The organism is Streptomyces sp. NPDC045026 (assembly GCF_056432625.1).
In genome coordinates, this window is record NZ_JBWKIS010000002.1 from 264,536 (window position 1) to 279,048 (window position 14,513).

At 72.7% G+C, this 14,513-nt stretch carries 13 protein-coding genes; 4 read left to right on the forward strand and 9 right to left on the reverse strand.

Going from position 1 to position 14,513, the window contains the following annotated elements; genetic code table 11:
• The first annotated feature begins 23 nt into the window (after nt 1-23).
• The 3 genes from AC07EJ_RS05015 (at nt 24) to AC07EJ_RS05025 (ending at nt 2,721) form a co-directional block, all read left to right on the forward strand.
• Nucleotides 24-551, forward strand: coding sequence for a nuclear transport factor 2 family protein (locus AC07EJ_RS05015; RefSeq protein WP_389475998.1), 528 nt, complete (start codon nt 24-26; stop codon nt 549-551).
• A gap of 20 nt (nt 552-571) precedes the next feature.
• A complete protein-coding gene (locus AC07EJ_RS05020) occupies nt 572-1,408 on the forward strand; it encodes a hypothetical protein (protein ID WP_478883811.1) in 837 nt (278 codons plus the stop codon).
• Between the two features lie 65 nt (nt 1,409-1,473).
• A complete protein-coding gene (locus tag AC07EJ_RS05025) occupies nt 1,474-2,721 on the forward strand; it encodes a lytic transglycosylase domain-containing protein (RefSeq protein WP_393582789.1) in 1,248 nt (415 codons plus the stop codon).
• Between the two features lie 93 nt (nt 2,722-2,814).
• Here the strand turns inward: AC07EJ_RS05025 and AC07EJ_RS05030 are convergent, their stop codons facing one another.
• Nucleotides 2,815-4,059 carry a cytochrome P450 gene (locus tag AC07EJ_RS05030; RefSeq protein ID WP_478883812.1) on the reverse strand — a complete coding sequence of 415 codons (1,245 nt, stop codon included), beginning with the start codon at nt 4,057-4,059 and terminating at the stop codon, nt 2,815-2,817.
• 222 nt (nt 4,060-4,281) lie between these two features.
• Between AC07EJ_RS05030 and AC07EJ_RS05035 the strand changes: the two genes are divergently transcribed.
• Nucleotides 4,282-5,451, forward strand: coding sequence for a steroid 3-ketoacyl-CoA thiolase (locus tag AC07EJ_RS05035; RefSeq protein ID WP_389475992.1), 1,170 nt, complete (start codon nt 4,282-4,284; stop codon nt 5,449-5,451).
• A gap of 225 nt (nt 5,452-5,676) precedes the next feature.
• On the opposite strand, the gene AC07EJ_RS05040 is transcribed toward AC07EJ_RS05035, so the two are convergent.
• The 8 genes from AC07EJ_RS05040 to AC07EJ_RS05075 all read right to left on the reverse strand — a co-directional run bounded on the left by AC07EJ_RS05040 (nt 5,677) and on the right by AC07EJ_RS05075 (nt 14,459).
• On the reverse strand, nt 5,677-6,561 hold the full coding sequence (locus AC07EJ_RS05040; RefSeq protein ID WP_478883813.1) for an ECF transporter S component: 885 nt from the start codon (nt 6,559-6,561) through the stop codon (nt 5,677-5,679).
• 17 nt (nt 6,562-6,578) lie between these two features.
• The gene (locus AC07EJ_RS05045) at nt 6,579-8,270 is read right to left on the reverse strand and encodes an ABC transporter ATP-binding protein (RefSeq protein ID WP_478883814.1); all 1,692 of its coding nucleotides are present in this window, start codon (nt 8,268-8,270) and stop codon (nt 6,579-6,581) included.
• On the reverse strand, nt 8,267-9,469 hold the full coding sequence (locus tag AC07EJ_RS05050) for an energy-coupling factor transporter transmembrane component T (RefSeq protein WP_389475986.1): 1,203 nt from the start codon (nt 9,467-9,469) through the stop codon (nt 8,267-8,269). The genes AC07EJ_RS05045 and AC07EJ_RS05050 overlap by 4 nt, the downstream gene beginning before the upstream one ends.
• Before the next feature lie 52 nt (nt 9,470-9,521).
• Entirely contained in the window at nt 9,522-10,190 is a 669-nt protein-coding gene (locus AC07EJ_RS05055) for an SCO2322 family protein (RefSeq protein ID WP_478883815.1), read from the reverse strand.
• Nucleotides 10,187-11,410 carry a prenyltransferase/squalene oxidase repeat-containing protein gene (locus AC07EJ_RS05060; RefSeq protein ID WP_478883816.1) on the reverse strand — a complete coding sequence of 408 codons (1,224 nt, stop codon included), beginning with the start codon at nt 11,408-11,410 and terminating at the stop codon, nt 10,187-10,189. Before AC07EJ_RS05060 ends, AC07EJ_RS05055 begins: the two co-directional genes overlap by 4 nt.
• 380 nt (nt 11,411-11,790) lie before the next feature.
• Nucleotides 11,791-12,987: an SPFH domain-containing protein gene (locus AC07EJ_RS05065; protein WP_389475980.1), complete on the reverse strand. Its 1,197-nt coding sequence runs from the start codon at nt 12,985-12,987 to the stop codon at nt 11,791-11,793.
• 12 nt (nt 12,988-12,999) lie between these two features.
• Entirely contained in the window at nt 13,000-13,266 is a 267-nt protein-coding gene (locus AC07EJ_RS05070; protein ID WP_100591996.1) for a hypothetical protein, read from the reverse strand.
• 155 nt (nt 13,267-13,421) lie between these two features.
• On the reverse strand, nt 13,422-14,459 hold the full coding sequence (locus AC07EJ_RS05075; protein WP_389475978.1) for an MBL fold metallo-hydrolase: 1,038 nt from the start codon (nt 14,457-14,459) through the stop codon (nt 13,422-13,424).
• Nucleotides 14,460-14,513 lie beyond the last annotated feature (54 nt).

Consider the following 14,513-nt stretch of genomic DNA (forward strand, 5'->3'; position numbering starts at 1 on the left):
CCGACCCGAAGAAGGGACCGCGCATGACCCGGTTCACCCAGCCCCTGCTCGTTTCGGCGCTCGCCCTCGCCCTTGTCGCGGGCGGTGTCGCCGCATGGGCCGGCTGGTCCTGGTACGGGGCGGCGCACGACGACTCCGCCGCGTACTCCGCCTCCCGCGACGACGTCCTGGAAGCGGGCGAGCAGGCCGTGCAGAACCTCAACACGCTGGACCATCGCCGCCTCGGCAGCGGACTCGACCTGTGGGAGTCCTCGACCACTGGCGACCTGCACAGCCAACTGGTCAAGGGCCGCGACGAGTTCGCGGCACAGGTGAAGACCGCGAAGACTGTCAGCACGGCCAAGGTGCTGTCCGGGGCGGTGACAGAGCTCGACCAACGGGCGGGCCGTGCCCGCGTGATGATCGCCCTGCGCGTCACCGTCCGGGCCTCGGGCCAGAAGGCGACCGACAAGGACAGCCGCATGCTCGGCGAACTCATCCGGACCGGCGGCCACTGGAAGCTCAGCGCCCTCGGCCAGGCGCCGGTCGGCGACACCGCGACGACGGACTGACCAGGGGAGAGGCCCACCAGATGTCGACCACGCGCCACCACCTCAACCGCCAGCGCCGCCTGGCGACGAAGCCGTCCCGGCCGGAACGGGACCGGTCCGCCTCCCCGGCGTCGACGCCCGTGCGGTCCGACGCCGATGCGACCACCACGGCCACCGTCGTCCCGAAGGCGCCCCCCGCCCCGAAGAACGTGATCCCGCTCGTCCGGCCCCGCCCCCGCCCCAAGAACGCGGCCGTAGACCCCTCGCCGCGCCCCCGCCCGAACGCCACGGCGGCGGACTCCCCGCGCCGCCCCCGCCCCAAGCGCACCACCACCGATCTCCCCTCTCGTCGCCCCCGTCGCCCCGCCCCCCTGCTCCTCGTCCTGTGCGCTCTCACTCTCCTCTTCGGTGCCTTCGCCGGCTGGGCGTACGCCGAGGCGCGCGGGCTGCGGGACGACGAGGCGAGCCGCAACACCGCGCTCACCGACCCGGCCCGCACCAGCGAGGTCAAGGGGCAGGCGTCCGAAGCGGTGAACGCCCTGTTCTCGTACGACCACGCCAACCCGGGCGCCGAGGAGAAGGCCGTCGCCACCCTCCTCACCGGCAAGGCCGTCGAACAGCACCGCAGGCTGCTCGCCCCCGTGCTAGCGCAGGCGAAGAAGCAGAAGACGGTCGTGACCACCACCGTCACGGACAGCGCCGTCGAGCGCATCGACGGCAACCGTGCCCGCGTCCTCGTCTTCGCCGACCAGAGCAGTACGAGTACCGCGGCGAAGGCGAAGGACGCCGCGAGCTACGCGGGCGCGATGCTCGCAGTCGACCTCGTGCTCCGGGACGGCCGCTGGCTGGTCTCGGCCATCGACACCTTCGGCAGCTAGACCGCCAGGCCGCCGAGGACGTGCCCCGCCACCACGTGAGACAAGGAGTCCGACCCGTGAACCCCGTGAACCCCGTGAAGCGCGGACCGCACCTCCTCGCCCGCCTGCGCCCCCGCGACGCCCGCACCCGCCGCGGACTGCGCGGCACCGCCGTGGCGGCTGCGGCGGTGGCCCTGCTCACCGCGTCCCAAGCCCCGGGAATCGTCGAGGAGTTGGGCGGGGGCGGCCGGGACGGTGACAGCGCGGAGCGCCCCGCGTCGGCCGAGGCGCCGCTGCCGTCCGTGAACTCGCAGGGCGACGACTCGTACCACACCGAACTGCCGCCCCTGAACACCCCGGACGCGCCCACGCACGTCTACCCGCCCGCCCAGATCCGCGCCCAGTCCGGCATCCCGGCGACCGTCCTGGCCGCCTATCGCAGGGCCGAGTCGGCGATCGCCCGTACCGACGCGGGCTGCCGACTGCCCTGGGAGCTGCTCGCCGCCATCGGCAAGGTCGAGTCGGGCCAGGCCCGCGGCGGCGCCGTCGACGCGCACGGTACGACCCTCGGCCGCATCACCGGACCCGCCCTCAACGGTCAGGGGTTCGCCCTGATCCGGGACTCGGACGGCGGGGCGTGGGACGGTGACACGGTCTACGACCGGGCGGTCGGCCCGATGCAGTTCCTGCCGGGGACCTGGCGGCGCTGGGGCGCCGACGGCAACGGCGACGGGGACAAGAACCCCAACAACATCTTCGACGCGGCCCTGGCGGCGGGCCACTACCTGTGCGCCGGCAGCCGTGACGTCAGCCGTACGGCCGGCCTCGAACGCGCCGTCCTCAGTTACAACTACTCGCGCGACTATCTCCAACTGGTCCTGTACTGGATGGAGTTCTACCGCGAGGGCGTGCACACCGTGCCCGACGGCAAGGGCGTGATCCCGAAGAGCCCCGGCGCGGGCGGCGACACCCCGGCGACCAGCCCGGTCGGCGGCGGCAAAGGCCCCGGCAAGGACGGAGGCAAGGGCGGCGGGATCGTCATCGGGCCCGATCCGACCCCGTCCGGGCCCTCGGACGGCGGCAGCCCGGACCCCAGCCCCGGCCCGAGCGGTGACCCCACGGACCCGCCGACGCAGTCCCCCGACCCGAGCGAGCCCCCGTCGTCGCAGGACCCGGGCACCCCTACCGACCCCGGCAGCCCCACCCCGCCGTCGGACTGCCCCACGGACACGACGTCCCCGTCCGCGTCCCCGTCACCCGACCCGGGCGAGTCCCCGTCGCCGTCCCCGTCCCCCAGCCCCTCACCGTCGGAGTGCCCCGAACCGGGCGCGTAGCGCGGCGCAGGTGTGACGGGTGTGCAGGGAGGCAGGGGCGTGGCGTAGGGGGATGGCCCCTGCCTCCCTGGGCCGGTGTGCGGGCGCCCGCGGTCAGCGGGTGCTGACCTGGAGTTCCTTGACGCCGTTGAGCCAGGCCGAGCGGAGCCTGCGCGGGTCGCCGGTCAGGCGCAGGTCGGGCATGGCGTCGGCCACGGCGTTGAAGATGAGGTTGATCTCGAGCGTGGCCAGCGACTTGCCGAGGCAGAAGTGCGGGCCTCCGCCGCCGAATCCGAGGTGCGGGTTCGGGTCGCGGGTGATGTCGAACGCGTCGGGGCAGTCGAAGACCTCGGGGTCGTGGTTGGCCGACGAGTAGAAGATGCCGACCCGGTCGCCCTTCTTGATCTGCGCGCCGCCGAGCTCGGTGTCCTGGGTGGCGGTGCGCTGGAAGGAGACCACGGGAGTCGCCCAGCGGACGATCTCCTCCGCAGTCGTCTTCGGGCGCTCCCGCTTGAACAGCTCCCACTGGTCGGGGTGCGTGAGGAAGGCGTGCATGCCGTGAGTGATGGCGTTGCGCGTCGTCTCGTTGCCGGCCACGGCGAGCAGGATCACGAAGAAGCCGAACTCGTCCGAGGACAGGTTCCCCTCGTCCTCCGCCGCCACCAGCTGGCTCACGATGTCCTTGGCCGGGCACTCCTTGCGGGCGGCGGCCAGGTTCATCGCGTAACTGACGATCTCCATGGCCGCCTCGGCACCGACCTCCTCGGTGATCGCGTACTCCGGGTCGTCGTACGAGGCCATCTTGTTGGACCAGTCGAAGATCTTGGTGCGGTCGTCCTGGGGGACGCCGATCAGCTCGGCTATGGCCTGGAGCGGGAGTTCGACAGCGACGTTCGTGACGAAGTCGAAGGAGCCGTCGGGCGCGGCGTTCGCGAGCGCCGTCTCGACTATGGAGCCCGCACGGTTGCGCAGGGCGTCCTCGAGCGAGCGGATGGCGCGGGGGGTGAAGCCGCGCTGGACGATCTGCCGCACCCGGGTGTGCTCCGGCGGGTCCATGTTGAGCATGATCAGCTTCTGGACCTCGATCTGGTCGCGGCTGATCGACTCGTTGAAGCGGATGACGGCGGTGTTGAGGTTCGAGGAGAACAGCTCCGGGCGCGTGGAGACGTACTTGACGTCCGCGTGCCGGGTCACGGCCCAGTAGCCCGCGTCGCCGAAGCCGGAGATGCCGGTCGGCTGGGTGATCCACCGGACCGGTTCCGTCTGCCGGAGCTGGGCGAACTCGGGGAAGGGGACACGGTGTTGAAGAAGGTCGGGGTCGGTGAAGTCGAACCCTTCGGGCAGCGCTGGGCACGGCATGGGCAACTCCCGGTGACGGTCTGACGGGGCGTCAGCTTGTCGGCACGGTAGTAACGGGTTCTACAAGTGGCAAGACCCGTGGTACGCCCGATTGCGCGCGCGGTACGTGCACGACCCTTGCGTACCGGGAGTAGCACCGTCGAGACTGCACAGAGAACTGGTACGCGTTCTAGTTCTTACGTCTTCTGGTTCGGTCCGGGAATGTGTGGAGAGGACGAGCTCATGGCCGCGGAACCCGTCATCGTCGAAGCCGTACGTACCCCCATCGGCAGGCGCGGAGGCGCGCTCGCCAATCTTCATCCCGCGTATCTCCTCGGCGAGACGTACCGGGAACTGCTCGGCAGGACCGGCATCCACGCCGACTGCGTCGAGCAGATCGTGGGTGGCACGGTGACCCACGCGGGCGAACAGTCCATGAATCCGGCGCGCACGGCGTGGCTCACCATGGGTCTGCCCTACGAGACGGCGGCGACGACCGTCGACTGTCAGTGCGGCTCCTCGCAGCAGGCCTCGCACATGACCGCCAACATGATCGCCGCCGGTGTCATCGACATCGGCATCAGCTGCGGGGTCGAGGCGATGTCGCGGGTGCCGCTCGGATCCGGTTCCAAGCACGGTCCCGGCAAGCCGTTCCCCGAGGAGTGGAACGTCGACCTGCCCAACCAGTTCGAGGCCGCCGAGCGCATCGCGCGCCACCGCGGACTGACCCGCGAGAACGTCGACTCGCTCGGGCTCATCTCGCAGGAGCGCGCCGCGATCGCGTGGGCCGAGGAGCGCTTCAAGCGCGAGACGTTCGCCGTGCAGGTGCCCACGAACGAGGACGAGCAGGCCGCCGGGCAGGGCATGTGGCGGCTCGTGGACCGGGACGAGGGCCTGCGTGACACGACCATGGAGGGCCTGGCCGGGCTCAAACCGGTCATGCCGACCGCCGTGCACACCGCGGGCAACTCCTCGCAGATATCCGACGGCGCCTCGGCGATCATGTGGGCGTCCAAGCGGATGGCCCGTGCCCTGAAGCTCAAGCCGCGCGCCCGGATCGTCGCCCAGGCGCTCGTCGGCGCCGACCCGCACTTCCATCTGGACGGCCCGATCGACGCCACGCGCGCCGTGCTCGGCAAGGCGGGCATGTCGCTCAAGGACATCGACCTCGTCGAGATCAACGAGGCGTTCGCGTCCGTCGTACTCAGCTGGGCCCAGGTCTTCGAGCAGGACCTGGCGAAGGTCAACGTGAACGGCGGAGCCATCGCCCTCGGCCACCCCGTCGGCGCGACCGGTGCCCGGCTCATCACCACCGCCCTGCATGAACTGGAGCGCCAGGACAAGGAGTTCGCGCTGATCACGATGTGCGCGGGCGGCGGGCTGGCGACGGGCACCATCATCCAGCGGCTGTAGCGGGGCCTGCTCCGGGGCCGCCCGGAACGCATGACGAAGGCGGCACCCTCCCACGGGGGGAGGATGCCGCCTTCTCAGGTCCGGCTGGGGGTCGACCGGGCTCAGTACGAGCCGGCGGACTGCCAGTGGGTCCAGGCGCCACAGGGCCGCACCTCGTAGGTGACGTGGGTCATGTGGGGGTGCTTACGGCGCGGGCAGGTTTCGGTGACCAGCGCGCGTGAAGGCCTACGGCTCGGTGCCCCCGAATGTGACCGGGGCCTCGAACGCGGCGCGGCGCGTGGCCCGCCGCAGCGCCCTCAGGAGAGCCGGGCCGACGGTGACGGTGAGGACGGCGGTCAGGGCCGCCCGGCCCAGGTCCCAGCCCAGCGACGTGGCCAGGCAGTAGGCGAGGAAGCGGACCAGGTTCTCGTGCAGCGGGGCGCCCGCCTGGAAGGCGACGCTTGACGACAGCGAGTCCAGGAACGGCCAGCCGGCCAGGTTCATGACCGTGCCGTACGCGAACGCGGCCAGGAATCCGTATGCCGCCAGCATCAGCACCTCGGCGCGGCCGCGCAGCCTCCCCCAAGCTCTCGGCTTCGCTCGAGCAGGGGGGACCCCCATCGCGCCGGGGAGCAGCCCCGCGCCCATCGTGAACCAGCCCATCGACAGCATCTGGAACGGCATCCACGGACCGACCCCGCCGGTGAGCAGCGCGGACGCGAACATGGTCACGGACCCGAGTACGAACCCGAAGCCCGGCCCGAGCACCCGCCCGCTCAGCACCATCAGGAAGAACATCGGCTCGATCCCCGCGGTCCCGGCCCCGATCGGCCGCAGTGCCGCGCCCGTCGCGGCAAGCACCCCGAGCATCGCCACCGCCTTGGGTCCGACCCCGCCCTCCGACACGGCGGCCACCACGACGCCCACCAGCAGGACGAGCAGCCCCGCGAACAGCCAGGGCGCGTCCTGCGCATGGGCGCTGACCTGCGACGAAGGGCCCGCGAGCAGCGGCCACCCGAAGGCCGCCACCCCCACGGCGCTGACGAGGAGCAGGGCCACCACGGAGCGGGGGCCGAGGCGCACGGCGCGGGCCTGGCGGTCGAGGCGCCCGGTCTCGGGTGCGGTCTTCATGCCCTTTCCTCCGGCCTTCATTCTCTTTCCTCCGGCCCGCCCGCGGACTCCAGGGCCTCGCGGACCTGGGCCACCGTGAGCCACTTCCCCGGGGCCAGGACCTTGGCGACCTGAGGGGAGAAGGCGGGGGAGGCCACGACCACCTCGGGGGTGGGGCCGTTCGCCACGATCTCGCCGTCGGCGAGGACGGCGACGCGGTGGGACAGCTCGGCGGCCAGTTCCACGTCGTGCGTGGCCAGGACGACGGCGTGCCCCTCGGCCGCGAGGACGCGCAGGAGCGTGACCAGGCGGGCCTTCGCCGCGTAGTCGAGGCCGCGCGTCGGCTCGTCGAGCAGGAGCAGCGGGGGGCGGGCCGTCAGCACGATCGACAGGGCGAGGGTGAGGCGCTGGCCCTCCGAGAGGTCACGGGGGTGGGTGTCGTCCGCGATGCCCGGCAGGAGCCGCGTGACCAGGGCGCGGCAAGTGCCCGGATCCGCGCCCGCGTCGTGGTCCGCGGCGGCGCACTCGGCGGCCACCGTGTCCGCGTACAGGAGGTCCCGCGGTTCCTGCGGGACCAGGCCGACGCGGCGGATCAGCTCGCGCGGGCCCGTGCGGTGCGGGACCGCCCCGCCCACCAGGGCCGTCCCGGACGACGGGCGGACCAGGCCGACCAGGGTGGACAGGAGAGTGGACTTGCCGGCGCCGTTGCGGCCCATCAGGGCGACGATCTCGCCGGGCCCGACCGTGAGGTCGACGTGGCGCAGCGCCTCGACGCGCCCCCGCCGCACCGCGAGCCCCGCGACCTCGGCGACGGCGGCCACCTCGGGCTGCTTGCGGGTGCGGCGCAGCGGGGACCGGCGCGAGGCGGGGGAGGCAGTGGTCTGCGGCTGCTCATGAGGCTCGCGCGGCTCGTGCCCCGCCAGGCGCTCCCGCAGCTCCCCGGACCTGCGCCGCGCGTCCCGCACCGTCAGCGGCAGCGGTGACCAGCCCGCGACGCGGCCGAGGTCCACCACCGGCGGGAACACCGGCGATACGGCCATGATCTCGGCGGGGGCGCCGAGCAGCAGAGGTGCGCCGGGTCCTGCGAGGAGCGCGACCTGGTCCGCGTACTGCACGACCCGCTCCAGGCGGTGCTCGGCCATCAGGACCGTCGTGCCGAGGTCGTGCACGAGGCGCTGCAGCACCGCGAGGACCTCCTCCGCGGCGGCCGGGTCGAGCGCGGACGTCGGCTCGTCGAGGACCAGGACCCGCGGGTGCGGGGTGAGGACCGAGCCGATGGCGACGCGCTGCTGCTGCCCGCCGGACAGCGTCGCGATGGGACGGTCGCGCAGGTCGGCGAGGCCCAGCAGGTCGAGGGTCTCCTCGACGCGGCGCCGCATCACGTCGGGCGCGAGCCCGAGCGACTCCATGCCGTACGCGAGCTCGTCCTCGACCGTGTCGGTGACGAAGTGGGAGAGCGGGTCCTGCCCCACCGTGCCCACCACGTCGGCGAGTTCGCGCGGCTTGTGTGTACGGGTGTCGCGCCCGGCCACCGTGACGCGCCCGCTCAGCGTGCCCCCGGTGAAGTGCGGCACGAGCCCGCTCACGGCGCCGAGCAGCGTCGACTTGCCGACGCCCGAAGGGCCCACGAGCAGGACCAACTCGCCCTCGGGAACGTCGAGTTCGATGTTGCGGACCGTGGGTGTCACGGCCCCGTCGTACGTCACCGAGACGTCCTCGAACCGGATCATGAAGCCTCCTTCGAGGGCGTTTCGGCGAGCGGCGGCGCGGGCGCCACGAACGCGGGGAGCAGTCCGAGCAGCACCCCGGCCGCGGGCCACAGCGGCAGCGTCGGCGCGGCCAGCGGCACGACGCCGGGCGCCAGGGCGGAGGGATCGTAGGAACCGGCCCGGATCAGCACGGCGGCGACGGCCGCGCCCGACGCGGCGACGAGCCACGCCCGCACACCCCACACGTCGGGCCGGTACCGGGTGCGGACCGAGCGGCGCCCGCCGAGCCAGAGCCCGCCGAGCGCGGCCGCCACCCCGGCGAGCAGCACGGGCAGCCCGTACCGCGCGCCGTCCGCGGTCAGCAGCCCGTACGTTCCCGCGCACACCCCGACCAGGCCGCCCAGCGTCAGCACCGCGGTGGCCCGGCGCACGGCGGCCGGGACCTCGGCCGTACGCCCGTACCCGCGCGCGTCCATCGCGGCGGCCAGCGCCACCGACCGCTCCAGCGCGCCCTCGAGAACCGGCAGGCCGACCTGTGCCAGGCCCCGCAGCCCCTTGTCGGGGCGGCCGCGCAGCCGGCGCGCGGCGCGCAGTCGCCGCACATCGGCGATCAGGTTCGGCGCGAACGTCATCGCGACGACGACGGCGACCCCGGCCTCGTACAGCGCGCCCGGCAGGGACTTGAGGAGGCGGGCCGGGCTCGCGAGGGCGTTCGCGGCGCCCACGCAGATCAGCAGCGCGGCCAGCTTCAGGCCGTCGTACAGCGCGAACACCAGGCCCTCGACCGTGACCCGGCCCCCGATCCGCACCCCCTGCGCCCACTCGGGCAGCGGCACTTCGGGCAGCGTGACGAGCACATGCGTGCCCGGGATCGGCGACCCCAGGAACACCGCGAACACCAGCCGGATCCCGATCACCGCGAGCCCCAGCTTCACGAACGCCCCGTACGAGCGCGCCCACGGCGCCGACGTGCGCCGCGCGGCCACCACATACCCGGCCACCCCGATGAGCAGCGCGAGCAGCAGCGGATTCGTCGTCCGGGACGCCGCCGTGCCGAGCCCGAGCGCCCAGAGCCACCAGGCGCCGGGGTGCAGCGCGTTCGAGCGGTGGGCCCGGGGAGCGGCGAGCGGACGACGGCGCGCAGACGGCCCCGCCCCCGGGTCGCGCGCGAGGCGCGTACGCGGGGCGGGGTGGGGTGCATCTGCGCCGGTGCTGCTCATCGAATGGTCGTGTCCGTGTCCGTGTCAGGTGCCTGCGTCAGCCGCGGCTGCCTCAGCCGCGCCGGCGGCGGGCCTGCCAGGCCGCGGCCGCGCCGAGTACGACGACGACGGCGCCGCCCGCGATCAGACCGACAGTGGGACCGCCACCGCCGGTCTCCGCCACGGTCTCGTGCGGCTTCTCGGCCTTTGCCGTGCCCGTGTCCTTGGAGGCGGACACCTGCTCGCCGCACCCCGTCTTCGGGAAGCCGGCGATGGAGCACAGCAGTGCCTGGTTGTTGTAGCGCAGCGGCTTCGCGACGGCGGCGAGCGCCTCCGCGCTGGTCGCGTCGTCCGCGACGCGCGCACACGCCGTACGCGGCTTCGGCGGCGTCTCGCCGGACGGCGCGTCCTGCGCCGCGCCGAAGTCGACGACGAGCGCGACCCGCTTCTCGCCGTCCTTCGCTGCGGTAGTCGCGCAGATGGTGTCGAAGGAAGCAGCCCCGCGCGGCTTCGCCGAGTCCTGCGAGTCCTCGCTCACGGAGAACCGGAACCCCTGCACATCGCCGTCCGACGGGCGGGCCGTCGACGGCCCCTGCGACGCGTACACCCAGGCCGAACCGTCGCGGTCCCAGAACGACCAGTAGCGGTAGCCGGTGGCCTGCGCCTGGCTCGCCCCCGCGATGAGCGCGCACAGCACGCCCGATATGAGAACGGCCAGGCTTCGGCGGCGGTAGGTGGTCACAGCTGCTGCTTCTTGCGGCCGCTGAACAGGAAGCCGATGCCGATACCGGCGACGGCCGCGACGGCGACGACGTACCAGACGCTGATGCCGCCGTCGTCCTTCTTCTTCTCGTCGGCCGTGGCGGCCTTCGTGGAGGAAGGAGCGGGGCCCGTCGCGTTCAGGGCCTTGACCAGGTCCGTGCCGCCGAAGTCACGCGGGTCGTTGCCCGTCGCGTGCGCGGCGAAGATCAGCTGGGCGTAGGCGGCCGGACCGGACTGCTCGGCCCAGTCCCCGGCGTTCTTCTCCAGCCAGACGTAGGGGTCCTTCGTGTACTTGACGCCCTGGGCAGCCGCGATCGAGGTGACCGCGTCGGCGGTGTTGCCGTAGTCGGGCTGCGACTTGGTGCTGCCCGGGGTGACGGCCTTCAGGTACAGGCGGGTGCTGAGCTGGCCCTGGAGGTAGACGGCGGCGTTGTGCGCGAGGTCGCCGGCCGTCTTGCCGTCCTGGCAGACGTAGCTGTCCGGGGCCTTGCCCTTGCCGGGCGCCATGCCGGTCCCGAGCGCGCCGAGCACGCCCGCCGCGGTGGCGTCCGCGTTGGCGGCGAGCTTGCCCTTCTTGTCGGGCTGATAGGCGAGCGCGCCGCCGTCCTTGCCGTCCGAGCAGGGGAGCGCGAGCGCGGCCAAGGCGTCCTGGCCGGTCTTGCCGCGGCCCGACTTCACGTCGGCGGGCTTCTCACCGGCGGTGACGAGCGCGCCGATCACGACGGCGGTCGAGTTGGCGTCGCTGTCCATGCCGACGTTGTAGCCCCAGCCGCCGTCGCCGTTCTGCGCCTTCTTCAGCCAGTCCACGCCGCGGGTGACCTCGCCCTCGCGGCCACCGACCGCGACGAGGGCCTGCACCGCGGCGGCCGTGCTGTTGCTGTCGACGGGCGTTTTCTTGTCGCAGTCCTTGCCCGGCTCGGCGCGGAAGGCGGCGAACCCGCCGTTCGTGCACTGCTGTCCGGTCAGCCAGTCCACGGCCTTGTCGGCGGGCTTCACACCGACGGTGTCCTGCGCGACCAGCGCGACCGACTGCCGCCAGACACCGTCGTACGTCGGGTCGGTCTTCCCGTAGAGCCCGGAGGGGATCGCCACCGAGGGGGACGCGGAGGGCTTGGAGCCGTCCGCGAGGGCGGCCGGGGCGGTGGCCATGCCGATGACGGCGGTGGCCGCCACGAGCGCGGCGCTGCGGCGAATGTTCATGGTGGGGCGGGTGCCTCTCCCTGCGGGGAGCCGGGCGGCACGGCACACGCGGGCACCGGGCGGCTCCGGCTCCGTATGCCTCGACGGTGCCGGTCACCGGCGGCTGCCGGTGACACGAGCCGGTCACGCGCCGCACGGGGCAGTCCGGCTCACCACGTGTGTGGTTCACGGATTGGGGTCTCCCCTGCTCGAGCGGAGCCGAGAGCTTGGGGAAGGGTCAGCGCCGGATTCGCACCGGCTTCCCCCCGTGCGCGCATGATGACGACCTGCCCACTGTACCGGCCCGTAGAAGGCCTCCCCCGGGACGGCCGAAGGGCCGGGGCAGACGATGCCTGCTCCGGCCCTTCGGGACGAGTGCGCCCAGCTGATGACGACAGTGCTCAGCGGATGTCGACCGGCCCGTCGTCGCCCGAGCGCTTCGGGCCGTCGCCGCCGTCCGCGGTTCCCAGGTACCGCTGGACCTCCAGCTCGCCGCCGCTCTTCTTCGCGTCGCCGTCGGGCGTGCCCAGGTTGCGGCGGACCGAGTCGAGGATGGTCAGCCCCTGGCCGACGAGTCCGGCCGCGATCTCACCGAGGCCGTCCGCGCCGTTGAGCACGTTCACGTTGGCGCCCTTGAGGCCGCCGGCCGCCTCCTTCACGATCTGCGGCAGCTGGTCGATGAGCATCCGGTCGAGCGCGACCCGGTCGTACGAGGCCGCCGCGGCGGCCTGGATCTTCATGCGCTCGGCCTCGGCGATGGCCATCACGCGGATCCGCTCGGCGTCCGCCTCCGCGGGCTTCACGACCTCGGCCACCAGCTGCTGCTGGCGCAGTGCGGCGGCCCGCTCGGCCAGCTCGGTGCGCGCCGTGAGGACCTCCTGCTCGGCGTGCGCCTGCGCCAGCGGCCCGGCCTGGGCGGCCGCCGCCTGCGCGCGGTCCACCTCGGCCTTGTACTCGGCCTGGACGACGGCGGTGTGCCGGGCGTACTCGGCCTGGTTGCGCTGAGCCTCCTGCTGCGCCTGGGTCGATGCCTGGGTGGCCGCCGCCTGGGCGATCTGGGCCTGCCGCTGGATGGCCGCCTTGTGCGGGGCGGACATCGCGTCGATGTAGCCGGTGTCACCGTCGTCGATGGACTGGATCTGGAGCGAGTCCACGATCAGCCCGATCTTCGCCATCTCGGCCTTCGAGGTGTCGAGCACCTCGGCGGCGAGCTTCTGCCGCTCCGTGACGATCTCCTCGACCGTCATCGAGCCGATGATGGAGCGCAGGTGACCGGCGAAGATCCGGCCGGTCAGGACCGACATCTGGTCCTGGTCGGACAGGAAGCGCTGGCCGGCGTTGACGATGGACTCCGTGTCGTTGCCGACCTTGAACGCGATGACGGCGCGCACGGTCAGGGCGATGCCCTGCCGGGTCACGCACTTCTCGACGACCTCGGCCTCGGACATGGCCAAGGACAGAAAGCGGGTCTTGCGGAAGATGGGCAGGACGAATTTTCCGTGGCCCGTCACGACCCGGAACGGCGCTCCCCCAAGTCCCCGCCTGCCACCCGAGATCAGCATCGCCTCATCGGGAGCGGGAACGCGATATCCGAACATCCTTCAGTCTCCTTAGCGGGCGTCACCCGTGTCGCCGGAGCCGTCGGTCCGCTCGTCGTCGAGCGACGGATCGCTCCAGGCCATGACGACGACCTGGCGGGTGCCGCGGGACTCGATCACCAGGACCGTCGACCCGCGCTCCATGGGTTCGTCGGACCACGCGAGAAACGTCTCGCTGCCGCCCCGCACCCGCACCAGTACCTCGCCCGGGCCTTCGGCTCCGCGCGTGGCGATGACCAGCTTCCCCGTACAGCCGACCACGGCCTCGTCCGGCGCCATCGGTGGCCGCCCCCTTGTCGGTCCAGTTCTGAGATGCCAGACATTACGCCTGTTGGCACCCGCCGACCATGCGGCGGAAGGCCCGCAGGGCAGGCTGTTTCGCACACCCGGTAAAGATCGCGCAACGCCGGTAAAGCGTAGGTCAAGTGCGTAGGTCAGACCGGTGCATACGTCACCGGGTCGCTCCCGGCGACTGCCTCCGCGCGGCCCAGTTTCACCAGTCGGCGCAGGTGGGCCTCGGCCTCCGAGACCGCGATGGTGCGCGACCCGTAGGGGATCTGTTCCCAGGGCCGGTTCCACTCCATCCGCTCGGCGAGCTGCCAGGGGGTGAGCGGGGTGGCGAGCAGGGTGAGCAGGCCGGTCAGGCGCTCCTCGTGGTGGTCGAGCAGCTCCCGTACGCGGCCGGGGGCGTCGGTGAACGTGTGCTGGTGGGCCGGGAGCACCTCGGCGGGGGCCAGGCGGCCGACGCGTTCCAGTGAGTCCAGGTAGTCGCCGAGCGGGTCGGTGACGGTGGCGTCGTCAGGGTCCTCGTAGAGGCCGATGTGCGGGGTGATGCCGGGGAGCAGATGGTCGCCGGAGAAGAGGCGGCCGTTGCCCGCGAGCCCGGCGGGGTGGTCCTCCTCCAGGTGCAGGCAGACATGGCCCGGGGTGTGCCCCGGCGTCCAGATCGCGCGCAGGCGGCGGCCCGGCAGGTCGAGCAGGTCGCCGGGGGTGATCGTGCGGTCGGGGAGCGCCGGGGCGAGGCCCGGGAGGCCGCGGGCCTTGCCCGAGTCGCGGGCGGCGATCAGCGGCGCCATGTGCTCCTCGGGGGCGCCGGCCGCGGCGAGCTTGGCGGCCATGAACGTGTACCAGCGTTCCGGCGGGTTCTCCCGGGTGCGGCGCACCACCGAGACGTCCGCCTCGTGCATGGCGATCCAGGCACCGGACGCCTCGCGCACCTTGGCCGACAGGCCGTGGTGGTCGGGGTGGTGATGGGTGATCAGGACTCCCGTCACCTCACCGACGCTCGTACCGCAGGCGACGAGGCCCTCGGTGAGCGCGTCCCACGACTCCGGATCGTCCCAGCCCGTGTCGATGAGGACGGGCCCGCGGTCGGTGTCGAGGAGGTGGACGAGGGTGAAGCCGAGCGGATTGTCGGGGATGGGCACCCGAAGGGACCGGACGCCTCCACCGTGGTCGGTCACCTGCGTCATCGGGCCCCACCTCTCGTACGACGACCTCGAACTCCCGCCACTGTAATAGAACTT

Bases quoted from the DNA above. Each gene is read 5' to 3' on its own strand.
- AC07EJ_RS05015 (WP_389475998.1), top strand. From the start codon at position 24: ATGACCCGGTTCACCCAGCCCCTGCTCGTTTCGGCGCTCGCCCTCGCC.
- AC07EJ_RS05020 (WP_478883811.1), top strand. From the start codon at position 572: ATGTCGACCACGCGCCACCACCTCAACCGCCAGCGCCGCCTGGCGACG.
- AC07EJ_RS05030 (WP_478883812.1), bottom strand. From the start codon at position 4,059: ATGCCGTGCCCAGCGCTGCCCGAAGGGTTCGACTTCACCGACCCCGAC.
- AC07EJ_RS05035 (WP_389475992.1), top strand. From the start codon at position 4,282: ATGGCCGCGGAACCCGTCATCGTCGAAGCCGTACGTACCCCCATCGGC.
- AC07EJ_RS05040 (WP_478883813.1), bottom strand. From the start codon at position 6,561: ATGAAGACCGCACCCGAGACCGGGCGCCTCGACCGCCAGGCCCGCGCC.
- AC07EJ_RS05045 (WP_478883814.1), bottom strand. From the start codon at position 8,270: ATGATCCGGTTCGAGGACGTCTCGGTGACGTACGACGGGGCCGTGACA.
- AC07EJ_RS05050 (WP_389475986.1), bottom strand. From the start codon at position 9,469: ATGAGCAGCACCGGCGCAGATGCACCCCACCCCGCCCCGCGTACGCGC.
- AC07EJ_RS05060 (WP_478883816.1), bottom strand. From the start codon at position 11,410: ATGAACATTCGCCGCAGCGCCGCGCTCGTGGCGGCCACCGCCGTCATC.
- AC07EJ_RS05065 (WP_389475980.1), bottom strand. From the start codon at position 12,987: ATGTTCGGATATCGCGTTCCCGCTCCCGATGAGGCGATGCTGATCTCG.
- AC07EJ_RS05070 (WP_100591996.1), bottom strand. From the start codon at position 13,266: ATGGCGCCGGACGAGGCCGTGGTCGGCTGTACGGGGAAGCTGGTCATC.
- AC07EJ_RS05075 (WP_389475978.1), bottom strand. From the start codon at position 14,459: ATGACGCAGGTGACCGACCACGGTGGAGGCGTCCGGTCCCTTCGGGTG.